Genomic DNA, 16364 nt, shown 5'->3' with positions numbered 1-16364 from the left:
CCCGGTGGGGTGTACCGGGCCGCACACCGGCCGGGGCCCGGGCCCTCATGACGGGGCCACCAGTACACGTACGGCCAGCAGCATGATCACGCAGCTCGACGCGAGCCCCGTCACCAGTCGTCCCCGGTGGCCCGTCAGCGTCCGGCCGAGCAGGGCGCCGCCCCCGGCGATCAGGAGCTGCCAGCTCGCGGACGCGGCGAACGCGGCGAGCACGAACACTCCCTGCTCCAGCGGGCTCACCGCCTCGGCCGTGCGGCTGGCGAGCACCAGAGCGGCGAAGTAGACGACGGTGGTGGGGTTCAGCAGGGTGATCCCCAGCAGTGACAGGTAGGCGCGGACGGGGTGCGGGGGGTCCTGCCCGGTCCGTTCGGCGAGCCGGCGCCCGCGGTAGCGGCGGACCGCGCCGATCGCGCCGTGGACCGCCAGCGCGGCCAGGACCAGCGCGGAGGCCCGGCTGAGCGGGAGCATCACCGGCTGGAGTCCGGCGGCGAGCGCCGTACCCCCGAGCGCGGCGACGAGGGCGTAGAGCCCGTCGGCCGTCGCGACGCCCAGCGCGGCCGAGGCGCCGATCCGAAGGGAGGTACGAGCGGTGAGGGAGACGAGGTAGGTCGCGACCGCTCCGACGGGCATGGCGATGCCGTAGCCCGCGAGAAGCCCCGCGACGAGAGCGGCGGTCACGACCGGGGAAGCTCGGGCCTCCGCGGTCGGCCGGGCTGCTGCTGGACCCGCACCGGACGGGCGGTGGCGGAGGTCGGCGGCAGGAAGGCTTCGTTCGTGGACATGGGCAGATGTTCGGGCCGCCGGCCGCGACCGCGCAACCGGTTTTCGGAAGGGTTCCGCAGGGGCGTCCTGAGCCGAGGTCTCCGTCGACGACGTGCCCCGGCGGAGCGAAAGGCGCCTGCCCGGCGGGGGAATGCCCCCGCGTGGCTCCCCTCACCACCGGTGGGCCGGGATCTTCACTAGGGTGCGAACGTGAGCGAACCCAGCGAGAAACCCTTCCTCTACGTGGTCGTCTGCGCGGCGGGCGTCGCCGAGGGCGTCGGTACGCTGATCACCGCGGCGCGGGAGCGGGGCTGGGAGGTCGGTGTCATCGCCACGCCCCAGGGCCTCGGCTTCATCGACGCGGCGGCCGTCGAGGAACGGACCGGACGTCCGATCCGCTCCGCCTGGCGGGCCCCGGGCGACCCGCGCCCCTTCCCCGCCCCGGATGCGGTGGCCCTCGCCCCGGCCACCTTCAACACCGTCAACAAGTGGGCGGCCGGGATATCCGACACCCTCGCCCTCGGAACCCTGTGCGAGGCCTACGGACTCGGCGTCCCGATCGCCGTACTGCCCTGCGTGAACGAGGCGTTGGCGGCACACCCCGCCTACCGGGCCAGCGTCGAGCGACTGCGCGGAATGGGCGTCCGCTTCGGCGACCCGTACGCAGGCGACGGTCAACAGGACGGCGGGCAAGGGGATTTCCCCTGGGAACGGGTGCTGGACCTGCTGACGCCCGGGGCGTGAGCCCGCTCCGGGCCCGCTCCGGCTCCGAGCCGCGGCCGACGAGAACCGATGCTTTCGCCGGGCCGCCCCGTCAGGCGTTTCCCTCGCGGCCGGCGGTGATCCGAAGTCGGAGGAGCGCGGTCCGGAGAAGGAGTTGAACATGTTCAATTACGCTGGCAGGATGGCGGGCGCGTGATCGGCACCCGGTCGAACCGCAGTCGTTTGTGGCGCCGCTTCGGAGGACCGGATGGTGAGGACCGACCCGCTCGGCCCGTTGGTACGGCGCGTCGCGGTCCTCGTGGCCGGCCTGCTCGTCCTGGTGGGATGCAGTCCGCACATGTACGACGAGGTGCCCGCGGTGCATGACGCGAAGCGGGCGGAGATCGTGGATTCGTGGCGCTGCGTCGACAGGACGGAGGTCACTCTCCGCGCTGACGGAACGGCCGTCATCCGCCTCCTGGACGGGCAGGAGTTCGACTTCGACGACAGATGGCGGGTGTCGGGGACGGGGGTGTGGGAGCTGACGGACGAGCGCGTCGGGTGGAACGACGGCCAGCACGTCCGGCTGACCCTCACCTCGCGCACGGCATCGGCCACGCGTACTCCCGGCCCCGATGAGAGCCTCGGCACGTCGGCCGGGCCCGAGCCGGCACCCGAGACCTATACCTGGACCTTCGAGTTGCAGCGGAACGACAAGAAGCGGTTGCTGCTGTACTTCTTCTTCGGCGACCCCGACTCCCGCAGCGCCTACGTCCTGGAGCGGGCGTAGGCAGGCTCGTCGGCCGTCGGCCGTCGGCCGTTCCAGGGAGGCGGCGCGCCGGTCGCCGGCCCGCCGTCCGCGAACGGCACCGGGTCACGGCCTCCGGAACACGGTGATCGAGTGGCCGATCTCCTCGACCCGTCCGCTCGGGGCCAGCAGCGCCTTCAGGCGGGCATCGGCCTTGTCGATCGCGGTGTCGGAGACGACGAGCAGTCCGTGCACCCGGGCCGCGGGCACCGTACGGGGGTCGGTCGCGTCGATGCCGTAGGCGGACGGCACCCCGGCGCCCTTGTAGACGAGCCACACCTTCTCGTGGGGGTAGTGCTCCTTCAGCCGGTCGGCGAGGCGGCCGAGGTCCTGGCCCCAGTCGACGTTCGAGTCGTGCAGACGCAGGTAGGTCTTCCCCGGGCCGCCGAACGCCTCGTTCGAGTACGGCAGGTAGTACGGGTACGTCAGCAGCGAACTGACGCCGACGAACAGGACCAGCGCCGCCGTCACCGGCCCCGGCCACCCCGGCCCGGGCCGCCGCGTGATCCCCGCCCACCCCGGCGGGCGCCGCCGCTCGGCCCCGGCCCGTTCCTGCCGGCGCCCGCGCGGGACCACGGCGCAGCCCGCCGCGACCGCGAGGAACACCGGCATGAACAGGGCGTAGCGCACGCCGAGATCGCGGGAGCCGGTCATCGCCGAGGCCAGCAGCAGCGCCGGCGGGATCAGGAGGTACGGGGCCGCGGGGCGCAGCCGGCGTACGGCCAGGAGCGCGAGCGAACCGGCCGTCCAGAGCGCCATCATGCCGAGCGGGGTCTTCACCAGCAGCGCCGCCGGCAGGTAGTACCAGAGAGACCCCTGGTAGAGCCGACCGAAGAGGAAGCCCTGCCAGGTCGCGTTCTCGAAGCCGAACTGGACCCGCATACCGTCCCGGTACGGCCGCGGCACGGGCAGGTGGTCGACGAGCAGCGCGCGCAGCCCGTGCACGGCGGGGAGATCCGCGGGCGCCGTCCAGCGCAGCCGGGGATCGACGGCCAGATACGTCACCCACACCACGGCGACGGCCACCACGGCCATCCCGGCGGCGGCCGCGGCGGCGCGTCCGAGCAGCCGGGCCCTCACCCGTGGGCCGTCGACCGGCGCCGCGCCCCGGCCACTGGTGCCCGCGCGCCACACGGACACGACCGCGAGGAGCAGCACCAGCGGAACGGCCGGCAGCATGCTCATCTTGGTCGCCACCGTCGCGCCGAGCGCCACGGCCGAGAGCGGCAGGTACAGGAACGGCCGTCGCCCGGCCCGCCACACCAGCCACACCGAGGTCAGCAGGAAACCCGCCGCCGGGACGTCGAGCGTGGCCAGCGAGCCGTGCGCGATCACGTCGGGCGAAAAGGCGTAGAGCGCGAGGGCCACCAACGCGCCCCTCCTGCCCGCGAGTTCACGGGCGAACGCGAGGACGACCAGACCGGACAGCAGCGTCAGGACGATCACCGGCAACCGCGCCCACAGCATCACCCGCCAGGGATCGTTGCCGGACTCGTACAGCACATGCCGCCCGAGCTCGGTCTGGTCGCCCTTGAACGCGGGGTCGAGGTGCGGGTGCGCGAACAGCAGACCCGTTCCGATGATCAGCTTGCCCAGCGGCGGATGCTCGGGGTTGTACCGCAGGTCGTGCTGCTGGACGTAGACCGTCGCGGTGCCCACGTACACGGGCTCGTCGATCGTCGGGGTCTGCTCGACGGCCGTACTGACCATGGCGACGGCCATCTGGACCAGCAGCAGGGCCACGGCGACGACGAACACGGCCCCTCTGTGCCGTCGCAGCCGCCCGAGGAGCGCGCGCGGTGCCACCGCGCCGTTCACCGGCACGCGCTCGTCGTGCCTGCTGGCCAGAGATGTCGGCATGCCCTTTGTTACGTCCGCTCCGTACGAGCCTGCTCATCGGGCGGCCCACGGATTCGGGTACGCGTCGAGGCGCCGGCCGGGTGATCCGGCCGGCGTCCTGGCAGGGGAGTCACGAGTATGCCCGGCCTTCCGCACAACTCAAGGGATCGCGGGCGGCGGTGTGCGTACGGCCGGGCGTGCCCGGTCCTCCGTTCCGGCCTCTCCTCAGTACGGGGAGGCCGGGTCGCGCGGCCCGGCGGAGACCGCCCGGCGCAGCGCGGCCCGCCAGGCGAAGGCCACGGCCAGTTCGACCAGACCGATCAGCACCATCCACAGACCGAGCAGCCGGGTCAGGGCGCGGGCCGACTCGGTCGGCAGGGCGAGTACGACGATGCCCGCGATGACGCCGATCGCCGCCGCGCACAGGACGAAGCCACGGTGCGGCAGGTCCTTGGCCGCGAGGGCGGTGTACGCGGTCAGCACGCCGGAGACGAGCCAGACGATGCCGAGGATCAGGGAGAGCGCGGCGATGGTCTGCAGCGGGTTCCGCAGACACAGGACGCCGGCCAGTACGTAGAGCACCGAGATCAGCAGCGTGGCGAACCGGTTGCCCTGCTCCCGCTGGCCGAACACGGACACGAACCGGAACAGGCCGATCACCAGCAGGTAGAGGCCCAGGAGAACCGCGAGGACGTGCAGGGTCTCGTCCGGCCAGACCAGGATCAGGACGCCGGGGACCAGCGTCGCGACGGCCGAGCCGAGGAGCCAGGTCCAGGAGGCGCCGACGCGGTCCAGCATGACCGCGGGGTCCCCCGGGGGCGCGTAGGCCCGGCCCCCGGGCCCGGGTTCGGGTCCGGTCTGCGGTGCCGGACCATGCGATTCCGTCATGGTTCCTCCTCACGCGGCCGGCGGACCGGTCCGGGCCGCCGACGGGACGGCGGGTGGATTCCCGGCATCCACGCTCCCGTGCGCCGGGTTCCGGCGGCTCACCCCCGGCGGGTGATCCTCGTGGTCACCCGGGCAGTTGGCGCATCTCCACGACCCGCAGGCCGAGCGACCGGCAGCGGGCCAGCAGTCCGTACAGGTGCGCCTCGTCGACGACCGGGCCGAACAGGATGGTCTGGCCCGAGATCAGCACGTGGTCCATCTCCGGGAACGCCTCGGAAAGCGTCTCCGACAGATGTCCCTCGACGCGGATCTCGTACTGCATACGGAACTCTCCCCGGCGGGCGGCCTGGGGTGGGCGGACGGCACCCTTCCCCACGATCATCCGGCACCGCGCCCCGCCCGCCCTCACCCGCAGAAGGTGAATCGGGGCCGGGGAGCCGCCGCGCGCTCGCGCCGGTTCAGGCGCCCCGGGTTCACGCCGGTTCGAGCGTCTCGGGTTCACCGGTTCGAGTCCCGCGCGCTCACGCAGGTTCGACGGGAACGGTCGGGCTGCTCGTCCCGGGTGCCTTCCCCCGGCCCGCCCCTCCGGTCGGCAGGTGCGTCGTGACCAGGAAACTCGCGAGCGTGATGCCGCCGGCCGCGAGGATCGCCGCCTTCAGGCCGTTGAGCTGAGCCGTCGCGTAGGAGTCCGTGACGGCGTCGACCTCGGCCGGCGGCAGCCCGGCCTGTTCGGCGGCCGAACGCACCTGGTCGGTGGGGACGAAGCTGATGCCGGCCTCGAGCGCGACGCTCGTCTGACTGCGTGCCTCCTGCGACACCGCCGGGTTCTTCGCCACCTGGTTGGTGAAGGCCTGCGCCAGGGCGCCGACGAGGATCGATCCGATCAGCGCGGTACCGAGCGCGGAGCCCAGATTCTGGGCGGTGAACTGGAGTCCGCCGACCTCGCTGCGCTCCTCCTCGCCGACGCTGGACTGCACCACGTTGCCGAGCTGCGAGGCGAGCAGGCCCATGCCGACGCCCAGCAGGGCCATGGCCCCGGCGAACTGGGCGTCGTCGATGTCCGGTTCGATGGTGGCCAGCAGCCACGTGATGGCTCCGAGCAGCGTCAGCAGGGCCAGTCTCACCACCCGGCGCGGCCCCATCACCCGCCCCAGCCTGGAGGCCAGTACGGAGGCCAGCAGCATCGTGACGGACACCGGGAGCAGCCGCAGTCCCGTCTGGAACGCGTCGAACCCCTGCACCACCTGGAGATACAGCGGGATGGTGAAGAACAGCCCCAGCAGGATGAGGTTCTGGCTGACCAGCGTCAGCAGACCGGAGCGCAGGGGCAGCCGGTGCAGCAGCGACAGATGGATCAGCGGGTCGGTGCCGTGCGCCTCCCTGCGGCGCTCCCACTTGGCGAAGACGGCCAGGACGAGCACCCCGGCCGAGACGACGAACAGGGTCGGAGCGAAGCCGAGGACGGTGAAGGGCGGGTTGCGGGGCTGCACCCACCCCCAGGTGCCGCTCTGGAGGACACCCAGCACGCCCAGTCCCAGTCCGGCCGCCGACAGGAAGGCACCCACGCCGTCCAGCCGGGGGCGGGGCTCGGGCCGGGGCCTGTCGGGGATCGCCCGGCGGAAGCAGAGCATCGCGACGACGACCACGACCTCGCCCGCGAAGACCAGACGCCAGGTGAGGTACGTCGTCACCCAGCCGCCCAGCAGCGGTCCGACCGCGATGCCCGCACCGGCGAGCCCGCCGATGACACCGTAGGCGACGGCCCGGTCCCGTCCGCCGTAGGACTCCGCCACGAGGGCCGCCATGGCCGGCAGCACCAGGGCGGCTCCGAGCCCCTCGATGACCGACCAGCCGAGCGCGAGCATCCACAGGGTGGGAGCCACCGCGGTCAGGGCCGAGCCCACGCCGTAGACGACGAGTCCGACGAGGAAGAGCCGACGGCGTCCGAGGATGTCGCCGAGCCGCCCGCCGGTGGCCATGAACGCGGCCATGACCAGCGCGTAGAGCGTGATGACGGCCTGGATGGCGGTGACCTCGGTGTCGAAGTCCTCCACGAGCTGGCTGATGGACACGTTCATGACGGAGGTGTCCAGGACCATCAGGAACTGGGCCGTCCCGAGCACGGCAAGAGCGCGCCAGTGTTTCACCGGTGACCACCTCATCGATTCCGCCCGCGACGCCGCCGTGCCGGACAGGGGCGTCCGGCCCGGCCGCGCGTCCACGGCACCTCCATGGCACCCGGACCCGGGCTTTCGCGCATCCGGGGAATCCGCTCCCATGGCACCCGGGACGGGTCCCCCGCACCTCACCCGCGGCGGGGGACCGGAGCCTGCCTTGCGACATTCCGGACATCAGGTGACGATCAGTGTGCGGGGGTTACACCGGGGAGGGAGCCGTGGACCCGGACCACATCGGATCGGACGCGTCGCCGCTGCCGAGACATCGCGGAGGCAGGACCTCATGGCCGGGCTGCTGACCCCGGGCGGTGACCCCCTGCTCGCCGTCCGGTTCACCGTCCCCGACCTGACGGAGACCTTCGTCCGCAGGCCGCGGCTGGTCGGACGCCTCGCCGAGGGTGTGCGAGGCCCCCTCACCCTGGTCAACGGGCCCGCGGGAGCGGGGAAGACGCTCCTGGTCGCCCACTGGATCTCCACGACGGACCGTCCGGACGACGTGGCCTGGCTGACCGTGGAGCCCGAGGACACCGGCCCCGGCATCTTCTGGACGTACGTCCTGGAATCCCTGCGGCGGCACGGAGCGGACGTGCCGGACGACATCGGCAGCCCGTCGAGCCCCGGCGACGTCGACCACTCCCTGCTGACCCGGCTGGCGGCCTGGCTGAGCGAACGCGGGGATCCCGTGATCCTGGTGCTCGACGAGTTCGACCGGGTGGGCGCCTCGGCGGAGGTCGCCGACGAGCTCCAGTTCGTCCTGCGCCACGCGGGTGGCGGCCTGCGCCTGGTCGTCGTCAGCCGTACGGAGCCACAGCTTCCGCTGCACCGCTACCGTGCCGCCGGAGAGGTCGCCGAGGTCCGGGGCGCCGACCTGGCCTTCGTCCCGGGAGAGACGGCCGCGCTGCTGAACCGTCACGACATCCGGCTGTCGGACGAAGGCGCCCGATCGCTGACGGAGTGGACCGGAGGCTGGGCGGCCGGACTGCGCCTGTGCATCCTGGCGGCACAGCACGTCGACGACCCGGACACGTTCATCAAGAACTTCGAGGCGGGCCAGAGCACGCTCGCGGACTTCCTGCTGGCCGAGGTCCTCGAAGCGCAGACGGAGGAGACCCAGGACCTGCTCCTGCGTTCGAGCATCCTCGATCAGATCCACCCGGATCTCGCCAACGCCCTGACGGGCCGGGACGACGCCGATCCCATCCTGGCCGGGCTCCAGCACGCCAACGCCTTCGTCGAGGCCATCGGCCACTCGTGGTACCGGCTGCACCCCCTGTTCGCGGAGATCCTGCGGGTCCATCTGCGGGTCAGACTCCCGGGCCTGGAGCCGGAGCTGCACCGGCGGGCCGCCCGCTGGCTGAGCGAGTCGGGCCTGCTGGCGGAGGCCCTGCCGCACGCGGCGGGGGCGGGTGAGTGGGAGCTCGCGGCCGACCGGTTCGTCGACGAGCTGGCCATCGGCGAACTGCTGACGGGACTCGACGCCGAGCGCCTCGACGGACTGTTCGCCGCCATGCCCCCGGACGCGGCCGGTCCAGCCGCGTGTCTGGTGCGCGCCGCCCGTGAACTCGTCCGCCACGACGTCGACCGGGGCCTCGACTACCTGCGCCGGGCAGGGGAGAACCTGGCCGGCGACGAGGCCGGCACGGCGGCCCTGAGGCTGAGCCACGCGCTGCTGCGGGTGTTCGCCGCCCGGCTGACCGGCTCGGCCGAGGCGGCGCAGGCGGCGGCCGAGGACATGACGGCGGCGGAGCTGTCCCTTCCGGCCGAGCGGCTGGAACGGCACCCGGAACTGCCCGCCCTGATGCTCACCGACCTGGGCTCGGCGCAGCTCTGGGCGGGACGGCTCGACGCGGCCCGGCTCTCGCTGTCCGCCGCCGTGCAGGTCGATGACGGGCCGTCCACCGCGTACCCCCGGCACGAGTCCCTCAGCCGGCTCGCCCTGATCGATCTCCTGTGCGGCCGGCCGAGCCGGGCGGAGTCGCACGCGCGGGCGGCGGTCGCCGAGGCGGAGCGCTCCGGCCTGCCGCCCGCCGACCGGACGGGCGTCGCCCAGCTCGTGCTGGCGGCGGTCGCCGAGGAGCGCGACGATCTGGCGGCGGCGCAGACCCATCTGGACCAGGCGACCGCCTCCGGTACGGCCTCGCACGATCCCGTCGCGACGGCGGGCCTGGCGCTGCTGCGCTCCCGGGTACTGCTGGCCAAGGGGCATCCGAAGGAGGCGTTGCGCGTCCTGGAGGAGCTGAAGCGCCCGCCGCACGGGGTCGAGCCCTCACCGTGGGTCGGTGACCGGGCCGCGCTGGCCAGGTCGACCGCGTACCTGGCACTGGGTGAACCGCTCGCCGCGGCGGAGGTGCTCGTGGAGGAGCGGGCGACCGGGCCGGAGGCCACGGCGGCCGCCGCCCGTGCGAGGCTCGCCACCGGTGACCGGGAGGCGGCGCGCGCCCTGCTCGACGCGCTCTCCGTCGAGGTGGACGAGGGGCCCGGCATCGCCGTCCGGGTGCTGCTCGCACGGGCGCAGACCGCGGACGCGCTGGGCGACGACTCCACCGCCCAGCGACTGGTGGCGCGGGCCCTGCGGACGGCCAGACCGGAGCGTCTGAGACGGCCGTTCCTGGAGGCCGGCCCCTGGATACGGGCCTTCGTGCGGCACCGGCCCGCGCTGGCTCAGGGCCATGAGTGGCTCCCGGAGGCGGCCGCGGTCCGGGGTACCGGGCCGGGCCTGCGGACGGGGCAGGAGTCCGTGATCGAACCGGTGGTCGAACAGCTCAGCGAGCGCGAGCAGGAGGTGCTGGAACGGCTGGCGCAGATGATGTCGAGGGACGAGATCGCGGCCGATCTGCATCTGTCGGTCAACACGGTCAAGACCCATCTCAAGAGCGTCTACCGCAAGCTCGCCGCGACCCGCCGGGGCGAGGCCGTACGACGGGCCCGCGACCTGCACATCCTGTGAGCCGCGGACCGTCGCACCGGGAGCCGGCCCGGCCCGGTCGGGTGGTCCGGTCGGGTGGTCCGGGCCGGTTCCGGCGTCGCCGCCGGGTCAGACGGTGTCCGTGTCCGGCCGTGCCACGCAGAGCGCCCAGATGACGAAGCCGTACAGGGCGATCAGCGTCAGCGACCAGACGGGGTAGTACGGGATGTCGAGGAAGTTGGCGATGATCAGCAGGGCGGCGATGCCGACGCCGATCACCCGGGCCCAGGTGGCCGCCGTGAACAGGCCGAGACTCACGACCACGGCGACCGCGCCGAGCACCAGGTGGATCCAGCCCCAGCTCGTCAGGTCGAACTTGAAGACGTAGTTCTGGCCGGTGACGAAGACGTCGTCCTCGGCGATGGCCATGACGCCCCGCAGGATGTCCAGGACGCCGGAGACGAACAGCATCACCGAGGCGAAGATCATCAGGCCGCTCGCGGTCGTCATCGTGGCCTTGGAGCGGGTGTGATGCTGGGTGGTTGCCATGGCGAGACCTCCGTTGCACGGGCTGCGACCGCAGCCACTCACCACCGAGCCTGCGGCACCAGGCCCCGACCGGCCTCACCCCCTAAGGGTGACGGTGAACGGACACCGCCCCCCGCTCAGTGGCCCAGCAGCGCCCTCAGCCCGGGCTGGAGGAGATCACCGTGAGCCCGGACGAGGTCGTCGCACAGGTCCCAGATGCGCTCGACGGGGAGAGCGGCGGCCGTCGCGGGGTCGGCCATCGCGGCGTGCCGGATGTGCCGCGGCTCGTCGTCGGTGGCGGCGCGGACCACCAGGTCGGTGACGGAGACGTACGCGCTGTTCAGCGCGGCGCACTGCGGGGGCAGCGCGCCGACACGGGTCGGCTGCACCCCCAACGCGTCCGTCAGGCACGGGACTTCGACGACGCAGTCCGCAGGGAGATTGTCGATCAGCCCGCGGTTGGGAACGTTGCCGTAGATCGTGCGGGGGGTGCCGGTGAGCGTGCTGTGGATGATCTGCGGGGCGTACTCCAAGGTGCCCTCGACGGGGAGGGGCACCCCGCAGGCCAGGGCCTCGCGGGTGCGCCGGTAGCTCGCGGCGTTCTCCTCGATGATGTCCAGATAGGCGCCCACCGGCAGCCTGAGCCGCTCGATCTCGCTGTCGTGGTGGAGGTACCACGGCACGTACTCCGAGGAGTGTTCGCTCGTCTCGGTGGGGTAGTGGCCGAGGCGGCGGTACATGTCCACGCGGACCCGGCGCAGCAGCCCGGGGTCCTTGGCGATGGCCTCGTCGAGGAGCGGGTGGAGGTCCTGGCCCGCGCGCTCGAAACGCAGCACCCACGCCTGGTGGTTGACCCCGGCGGCCAGGTGGGTGACCTCCTCGAAGGGGACCCCGACGAGCTGGGCGAGGTCGTGCATCGTCCAGTGCACCGAGTGGCACAGGCCGGTGACACGCAGTTTCGGCGCGATGCGGCTCAGGTAGAGGACGTTCATCGCCATGGGGTTGGTGTAGTTCAACAGCATGGCGTCCGGGCAGAGTTCGGCCATGTCGGAGGCGAGCGCGCGGAGTACCGGGAACGTGCGCAGGGCCCGGAAGATGCCTCCGATGCCGAGCGTGTCGCCGATGGTCTGGCGCAGTCCGTAGCGGGCGGGCACGGTGAAGTCGGTGCGGGTCGCGCGGTCCATGCCGACCTGGATGATGTTGATGACGAAGTCGGCGTCCTCCAGGGCCGCCCGTCGGTCGGGATGCGCGGTGATGGCGGGCTCGGCGCCGCGTACGCCGGCGATGTACCGGGCGGCGCCCTCGGCGGTGTCGAGCCGCTCCGGGTCGATGTCGTGCAACGCGATGCGCGCGTGCGCGAGTTCGGGGAACCTGAACAGGTCGGCCAGCAGTCCCTGGGTGAACACCACGCTCCCGGCTCCGATGAAGGCGATCTTCGGGGCGGTGACGTCGTTCATGAACGGCTCCTGGTCTCGCGGGTGCGGGGGTGCGGGGGTTCGTGGGACGGCCGGGTGCCCGGCGGTGCCGGGGGCGCCGGCGTTCATCGGCCGGTTCGAGACGCCGGGGGGTCCGGGAGAGCCGGGAGGTCCCGGGGGTCCGGGAGAGCCGGGAGGTCCCGGAGGTCCGGGAGGTCCGGGAGGTGCGCGCGGGCCGCGGCGAGGGCCTCGTCCCAGGTGGGCTGTGCCGCCGTACCGCCGTGTGCCCGGGTCGACAGCGAACCGCAGGCCGCGGCCACCGTGAGCGCGGAGCGCAGGCCGAGGCCGCGCAGGGTCGCGGCGACGAACCCGGCGTCGAAGCTGTCGCCCGCGCCGACGGTGTCCACGGGGTCGACGGCCGTGGCCGGTGCGTGCGCGAGCCGCGTCCCGGTGTCGGCGAGGGCGCCGTTCGCGCCGTCCTTGACCACGACCGTCGGCCCCCGGCCGGCCAGGAAGGCGGCGGCGGCGACCGGATCGGCTTCCCCGGACAGCGCCGACGCCTCGGCCGCGTTGGGCAACAGGAAATCGGTGAACTTCATTACGGGATCGAGGAGTCGGTGGTCCCAGTGTCCGGCCGGGTCGTCGTTCGTGTCGAGTGACGTCGTGGCACCGGTCTCCCGGGCCAGGCCGAACACCGAGGCCAGGGACCGGGCCAGACGGGGCATCAGGAAGAACGAGGCCGCGTGCACGTGCCGGGAGGCCGCTATGAGGTCCCGTGGCACGTCCTCGGGACCGGTCCCGGTGAGACAGCCCGGCGCCGTCAGGATGGCCCGGTCCCCGTCCCCGGCCATGACGACGGCCGTGAGAGGGGTGGGCCGGACCGGGTCGGTGACCAGGGAGCCCACGTCGACACCGCGTCCGGCGAGCGCCTCGCGCACGAAGGCACCCGCGGGATCGTCACCCACCCTGCCCGCGAACGCGACCCGCAGCCCGAGCCGCGCCGCCCCGCACGCCATGATCGCCGCGGAGCCGCCGAGCACCAACCCGGCGTGCTCGACGAGCTGTTCGCGCTGCCCGAACTCCAGGGGGCCGCGCAACGGGCCGAGGACGACATCCGGATTGGCGTCGCCGACGACCAGCAGATCGAACGATCTCATGGTGGCCTAGCCCTTCAGACCGCTCGAAGTGAGCGACTGGACAAAGGTCTTCTGCGCGAGCAGGAACGCGACCAGGACGGGCAGCACGGTGATCACGTTGCCCGCCATCACCGCCGACCACCGCGTGTGGTGCTGCCCCTGAAAGGTCGTCAGGCCGAGCTGCAAGGTGTACCGCGTGTCGTGGTTGATCGCGATGAGCGGCCAGGACAGGTCGTTCCAGGTGCTCAGGAAGGTCAGCACCGCGACCGTGGCCAGCGCGGGCCGGGCCAGCGGCAGCACGATCGAGAACAGCACCCGCAGCCGCGAACACCCGTCGATCCAGGCCGCCTCCTCCATCTCCCTGGGCAGCGCGAGGAAGAACTGCCGGAACAGGAAGACCGCGAACGGGGTGACGAGCGAGGGCACGATCAGCGCGCCGAGCGTGTCGATGAGACCCAGTTCCTTCATCACCAGGAAGGTCGGGATCATCGTGAGCTGGAAGGGGATCACCATCGTCGCGAGCATCAGGGCGAGCAGCGTCCGCGATCCGGCGAACCGCATCCGCGCGAAGGCGTAGCCGCCGAGCGCTCCCAGCAGCAGGTTCGACAGGACGGCCGCGACCGCGACGATCAGCGAATTGGCGAACCAGCGCGGGAACATCGCGTTCCCGAGCACGTACCGGTAGCCGCCCAGATCGATCCCCTTCGGCCACAGCGCGGGCGGGAACCGGTTGATCTCCGCGTCGGACATCACCGAGCTGAGCACCAGCCACACCAGCGGCAGCGCGAAGCACAGGGTCAGCGGCGCCAACAGCAGATGCCACGTGCTCGGCCTGCGGGAGGCTGCGGGTGAACTCATCGGACCGCTCCTTCGGTACGTTCCTGCCGGCGCCGCAGAAGACGCAGCGTCCCGCCCGCCACCAGCAGGGCGACCGCGAGGACGTACGCCGCGGCGGCCCCGTAGCCCGCCGTGAACGTCTGGAACGCCTGCTGCCAGACGAAGTAGACGACCACGCCGGTCGAGCCGAGGGGGCCGCCCTTCGTCGTCACATAGATCAGGTCGAAGACCTGGAGTGCCGTGATCAGCTGCCACAGCAGCAGGAACACGGTGACCGGGGTGAGGGTCGGCAGGACGATGTGGCGCAGTGTCCGACCGCGGCCCGCCCCGTCGATCCGCGCGGCCTCCACGAGTTCGGGCGGCACGTCCTGGAGCGCGGCCAGATAGACGACGACGCAGAATCCGACGCCGCTCCACAGCGAGATCAGCACCAGCAGATAGATCGCCTGGTCCGGGTCGGTGAGAAAGCCCTGCGGGGACAGCCCGAGCTTGTGCAGCAGGGAGTTCGCGGCACCGAACTCGGGATCGAGGATGAACGAGAACAGCACGCCCTGCGCGGTCGCCGAGACCACGAACGGAACGAAGACGAGTGTGCGGTAGAGACCGATGAACCGGATACGGCGGTTCAGCGCCAGGGCCAGCATCAGCCCGCCGAGCAGGCTGAGCGGCACGTAGAGGGCGGCGTACAGCAGGGTATTGCCCACGGCCGTACGGAAGTTGGGGTCCTGGGCCAGGGCCCGGTAGTTGTCGAGGCCGACCCAGCGGCCCGGGGTGACCAGGTCGTCGGCCCGGAACGAGAGCAGCAGCGACCAGACGACGGGCACGATGCTCAGACCGAGGATGACGACGACCGCCGGGCCGATGAAGGCCCAGGCGGTGGCGGTCTCCCGGCGGCCGCGGCGGCGAGTGGCACGCCGTGCGGCGGCCGGGGCCGGAGCGGGACCCGGTACGACGGTGATGGCGCGGGGAAGGACGGACATGACGGCCTCCTTCAGCTGGAAGTCAGCTGGGAACGTCTGAAGTCGAGGTCACCGGTGATGAGTTAGAGGTCACCGGGGGACGAGCCGAGGTCACCGGGGGATGAGCAGGGCCGCGTCGGCCGTCTCGGCGCACCGGCGGACGGCGTGGGCGGGGGAGTCCTTGCCGAGCAGGACCGAGACGATCGCCTCGCCGAGGGCCTGGGAGATCTGTGGATAGGCCGCGTGCACGGGCCGGACCCGGGCGGAGTCCAGCGTGTCGGTGAACACACCGAGTCCGGTGGTCGTCCGCGCGTGCTCGCGCCACTCCGGACGCCGGGCGGTGGCCGAGCCGAGCGGGAGACTGCCCGCCGCGATGTCCCAGCGCGCGTCCTGGGCCGGGCGGATCATCCAGCGCACGAACTCGACGGCCGCCCGGGAACGGGCGGAACCGTTGTCGAAGACGGTCCAGGTGTCCGGCCCGGAGATGCTGACGGGCCTGCCGCTGTACGTCGGGAGCGGGACGACGCCGTAGTCGACCTTGGCGGTGATGACGTCCGGAAGCTGCCAGGGTCCCGTCGCCACCATCGCCATCCGGCCGCTCAGGAACACCTGGTACATCTGCTCGCTGCCGGGCTTCGGATCGACGTAGACGCTTCTGTCGTGGGCCAGTCGGGCGAGGGTCGACAGAGCCCGGGCGCCCTGCTCGGCGAAGCCGACCCTCTTGCCGTCGGCGGCGATCACCTCGCCGCCGAGGTCCCAGATCATCGGCCACAGCCGCCAGACCGTGTCCTCGTCGCCCGTGCCCGGCCAGCCCGTGCCGAACGTCCCGCGTCCGGAGTCGGTGAGTCTGCGCGCGGTGTCGGTGAACTCGTCCCAGCTCCAGCCCGCCTTCGGGAAGGGGACCCCGGCCTGACGGAACAGCTTCTTGTTGTAGACGACGGCCAGCGAGTCGAGCACCGCCGGGGCGGCGCGCACCCTGCCGTTGACGGTGACCGCGTCCCGCACGGGCGCCCAGAAGGACTTCCACGGCGGGGTGCCCTCGTGCAGCGCGGACGTGAGGTCGACGACCCGGGGGCTGCGGGCGACGCTCGCCAGGTCCGAGCCGAAGACGTAGGCGATGTCGGGGTACGAGCCGGCGGCGAGCGCGGCCGTCACCTTCTGGAGCATGGCGTCGGCCACCACCCCGCCGCCCGAACTGTCCACGCGGATGCGTGGATGAGTGCGGTTGAACTCGGCCACCAGCGACTCCACGGCCTTCCTGGCCGTGTCGTTCTGGCCGTGCCACAGTTCGACGGTCACCCTGCCGTCGGTTCCGACGCCGTCCGAGGGGCCGCCGCAGCCTGCCAGTGCCCCTGCGGCGGCCGCGCCCAGGAGCAGCCGGCGCCGCGCGATCACGTGTGTCATCCCG

At 72.4% G+C, this 16364-nt stretch carries 14 protein-coding genes; 3 read left to right on the top strand and 11 right to left on the bottom strand.

Going from position 1 to position 16364, the window contains the following annotated elements; genetic code table 11:
* Positions 1-45 precede the first annotated feature (45 nt).
* Positions 46-678, bottom strand: coding sequence for a LysE family transporter (locus ACFYW9_RS04580; RefSeq protein WP_389144650.1), 633 nt, complete (start codon positions 676-678; stop codon positions 46-48).
* Between the two features lie 294 nt (positions 679-972).
* On the opposite strand from ACFYW9_RS04580, the gene ACFYW9_RS04575 reads away from it, so the two are divergent.
* Both ACFYW9_RS04575 and ACFYW9_RS04570 read left to right on the top strand, forming a co-directional pair.
* Positions 973-1506 carry a flavoprotein gene (locus tag ACFYW9_RS04575; protein WP_329303134.1) on the top strand — a complete coding sequence of 178 codons (534 nt, stop codon included), beginning with the start codon at positions 973-975 and terminating at the stop codon, positions 1504-1506.
* A gap of 226 nt (positions 1507-1732) precedes the next feature.
* Entirely contained in the window at positions 1733-2254 is a 522-nt protein-coding gene (locus ACFYW9_RS04570; protein ID WP_389144646.1) for a hypothetical protein, read from the top strand.
* Positions 2255-2338: 84 nt separating this feature from the next.
* On the opposite strand, the gene ACFYW9_RS04565 is transcribed toward ACFYW9_RS04570, so the two are convergent.
* The 4 genes from ACFYW9_RS04565 to ACFYW9_RS04550 form a co-directional block, all read right to left on the bottom strand.
* Entirely contained in the window at positions 2339-4132 is a 1794-nt protein-coding gene (locus tag ACFYW9_RS04565; RefSeq protein ID WP_389144643.1) for an ArnT family glycosyltransferase, read from the bottom strand.
* Positions 4133-4336: 204 nt separating this feature from the next.
* Positions 4337-4999: an HdeD family acid-resistance protein gene (locus ACFYW9_RS04560; RefSeq protein WP_389144640.1), complete on the bottom strand. Its 663-nt coding sequence runs from the start codon at positions 4997-4999 to the stop codon at positions 4337-4339.
* Between the two features lie 124 nt (positions 5000-5123).
* Entirely contained in the window at positions 5124-5321 is a 198-nt protein-coding gene (locus ACFYW9_RS04555) for a hypothetical protein (protein WP_151467062.1), read from the bottom strand.
* A gap of 199 nt (positions 5322-5520) precedes the next feature.
* Complete coding sequence (locus ACFYW9_RS04550; protein WP_389144637.1) at positions 5521-7146, bottom strand: MFS transporter; 1626 nt, start codon at positions 7144-7146, stop codon at positions 5521-5523.
* A gap of 313 nt (positions 7147-7459) precedes the next feature.
* On the opposite strand from ACFYW9_RS04550, the gene ACFYW9_RS04545 reads away from it, so the two are divergent.
* A complete protein-coding gene (locus ACFYW9_RS04545) occupies positions 7460-10123 on the top strand; it encodes a LuxR C-terminal-related transcriptional regulator (RefSeq protein WP_389144634.1) in 2664 nt (887 codons plus the stop codon).
* An 87-nt stretch (positions 10124-10210) separates the two neighbouring features.
* On the opposite strand, the gene ACFYW9_RS04540 is transcribed toward ACFYW9_RS04545, so the two are convergent.
* The 6 genes from ACFYW9_RS04540 to ACFYW9_RS04515 form a co-directional block, all read right to left on the bottom strand.
* Positions 10211-10630 (bottom strand): hypothetical protein, encoded by a 420-nt coding sequence (locus tag ACFYW9_RS04540; RefSeq protein WP_389144631.1) that lies wholly within the window; start codon positions 10628-10630, stop codon positions 10211-10213.
* A 116-nt stretch (positions 10631-10746) separates the two neighbouring features.
* Positions 10747-12066 carry an alpha-glucosidase/alpha-galactosidase gene (locus tag ACFYW9_RS04535; protein ID WP_389144628.1) on the bottom strand — a complete coding sequence of 440 codons (1320 nt, stop codon included), beginning with the start codon at positions 12064-12066 and terminating at the stop codon, positions 10747-10749.
* Positions 12067-12149: 83 nt separating this feature from the next.
* Positions 12150-13181, bottom strand: a complete 1032-nt coding sequence (locus tag ACFYW9_RS04530) for a carbohydrate kinase family protein (protein WP_389144625.1) — start codon at positions 13179-13181, stop codon at positions 12150-12152.
* A gap of 6 nt (positions 13182-13187) precedes the next feature.
* Positions 13188-14018: a carbohydrate ABC transporter permease gene (locus tag ACFYW9_RS04525; RefSeq protein WP_329303143.1), complete on the bottom strand. Its 831-nt coding sequence runs from the start codon at positions 14016-14018 to the stop codon at positions 13188-13190.
* Positions 14015-14977 (bottom strand): carbohydrate ABC transporter permease, encoded by a 963-nt coding sequence (locus tag ACFYW9_RS04520; protein WP_389144621.1) that lies wholly within the window; start codon positions 14975-14977, stop codon positions 14015-14017. The genes ACFYW9_RS04525 and ACFYW9_RS04520 overlap by 4 nt, the downstream gene beginning before the upstream one ends.
* Before the next feature lie 90 nt (positions 14978-15067).
* The gene (locus tag ACFYW9_RS04515; RefSeq protein ID WP_389144618.1) at positions 15068-16360 is read right to left on the bottom strand and encodes an ABC transporter substrate-binding protein; all 1293 of its coding nucleotides are present in this window, start codon (positions 16358-16360) and stop codon (positions 15068-15070) included.
* Between the last annotated feature and the right edge of the window lie 4 nt (positions 16361-16364).

The organism is Streptomyces sp. NPDC002698 (assembly GCF_042888945.1).
In the GTDB taxonomy this organism is placed as follows: Bacteria; Actinomycetota; Actinomycetes; order Streptomycetales; family Streptomycetaceae; genus Streptomyces.
Note: the sequence above shows the minus strand (reverse complement) of the source record. Positions and strands in the feature narration are given on the sequence as shown.

What these genes read in the sequence shown, in the direction of transcription:
- ACFYW9_RS04565 (WP_389144643.1), bottom strand. Translation starts at nt 4,132, where the DNA reads ATGCCGACATCTCTGGCCAGCAGGCACGACGAGCGCGTGCCGGTGAAC.
- ACFYW9_RS04545 (WP_389144634.1), top strand. Translation starts at nt 7,460, where the DNA reads ATGGCCGGGCTGCTGACCCCGGGCGGTGACCCCCTGCTCGCCGTCCGG.
- ACFYW9_RS04560 (WP_389144640.1), bottom strand. Translation starts at nt 4,999, where the DNA reads ATGACGGAATCGCATGGTCCGGCACCGCAGACCGGACCCGAACCCGGG.
- ACFYW9_RS04515 (WP_389144618.1), bottom strand. Translation starts at nt 16,360, where the DNA reads ATGACACACGTGATCGCGCGGCGCCGGCTGCTCCTGGGCGCGGCCGCC.
- ACFYW9_RS04540 (WP_389144631.1), bottom strand. Translation starts at nt 10,630, where the DNA reads ATGGCAACCACCCAGCATCACACCCGCTCCAAGGCCACGATGACGACC.
- ACFYW9_RS04520 (WP_389144621.1), bottom strand. Translation starts at nt 14,977, where the DNA reads ATGTCCGTCCTTCCCCGCGCCATCACCGTCGTACCGGGTCCCGCTCCG.
- ACFYW9_RS04555 (WP_151467062.1), bottom strand. Translation starts at nt 5,321, where the DNA reads ATGCAGTACGAGATCCGCGTCGAGGGACATCTGTCGGAGACGCTTTCC.
- ACFYW9_RS04525 (WP_329303143.1), bottom strand. Translation starts at nt 14,018, where the DNA reads ATGAGTTCACCCGCAGCCTCCCGCAGGCCGAGCACGTGGCATCTGCTG.
- ACFYW9_RS04530 (WP_389144625.1), bottom strand. Translation starts at nt 13,181, where the DNA reads ATGAGATCGTTCGATCTGCTGGTCGTCGGCGACGCCAATCCGGATGTC.
- ACFYW9_RS04570 (WP_389144646.1), top strand. Translation starts at nt 1,733, where the DNA reads ATGGTGAGGACCGACCCGCTCGGCCCGTTGGTACGGCGCGTCGCGGTC.
- ACFYW9_RS04535 (WP_389144628.1), bottom strand. Translation starts at nt 12,066, where the DNA reads ATGAACGACGTCACCGCCCCGAAGATCGCCTTCATCGGAGCCGGGAGC.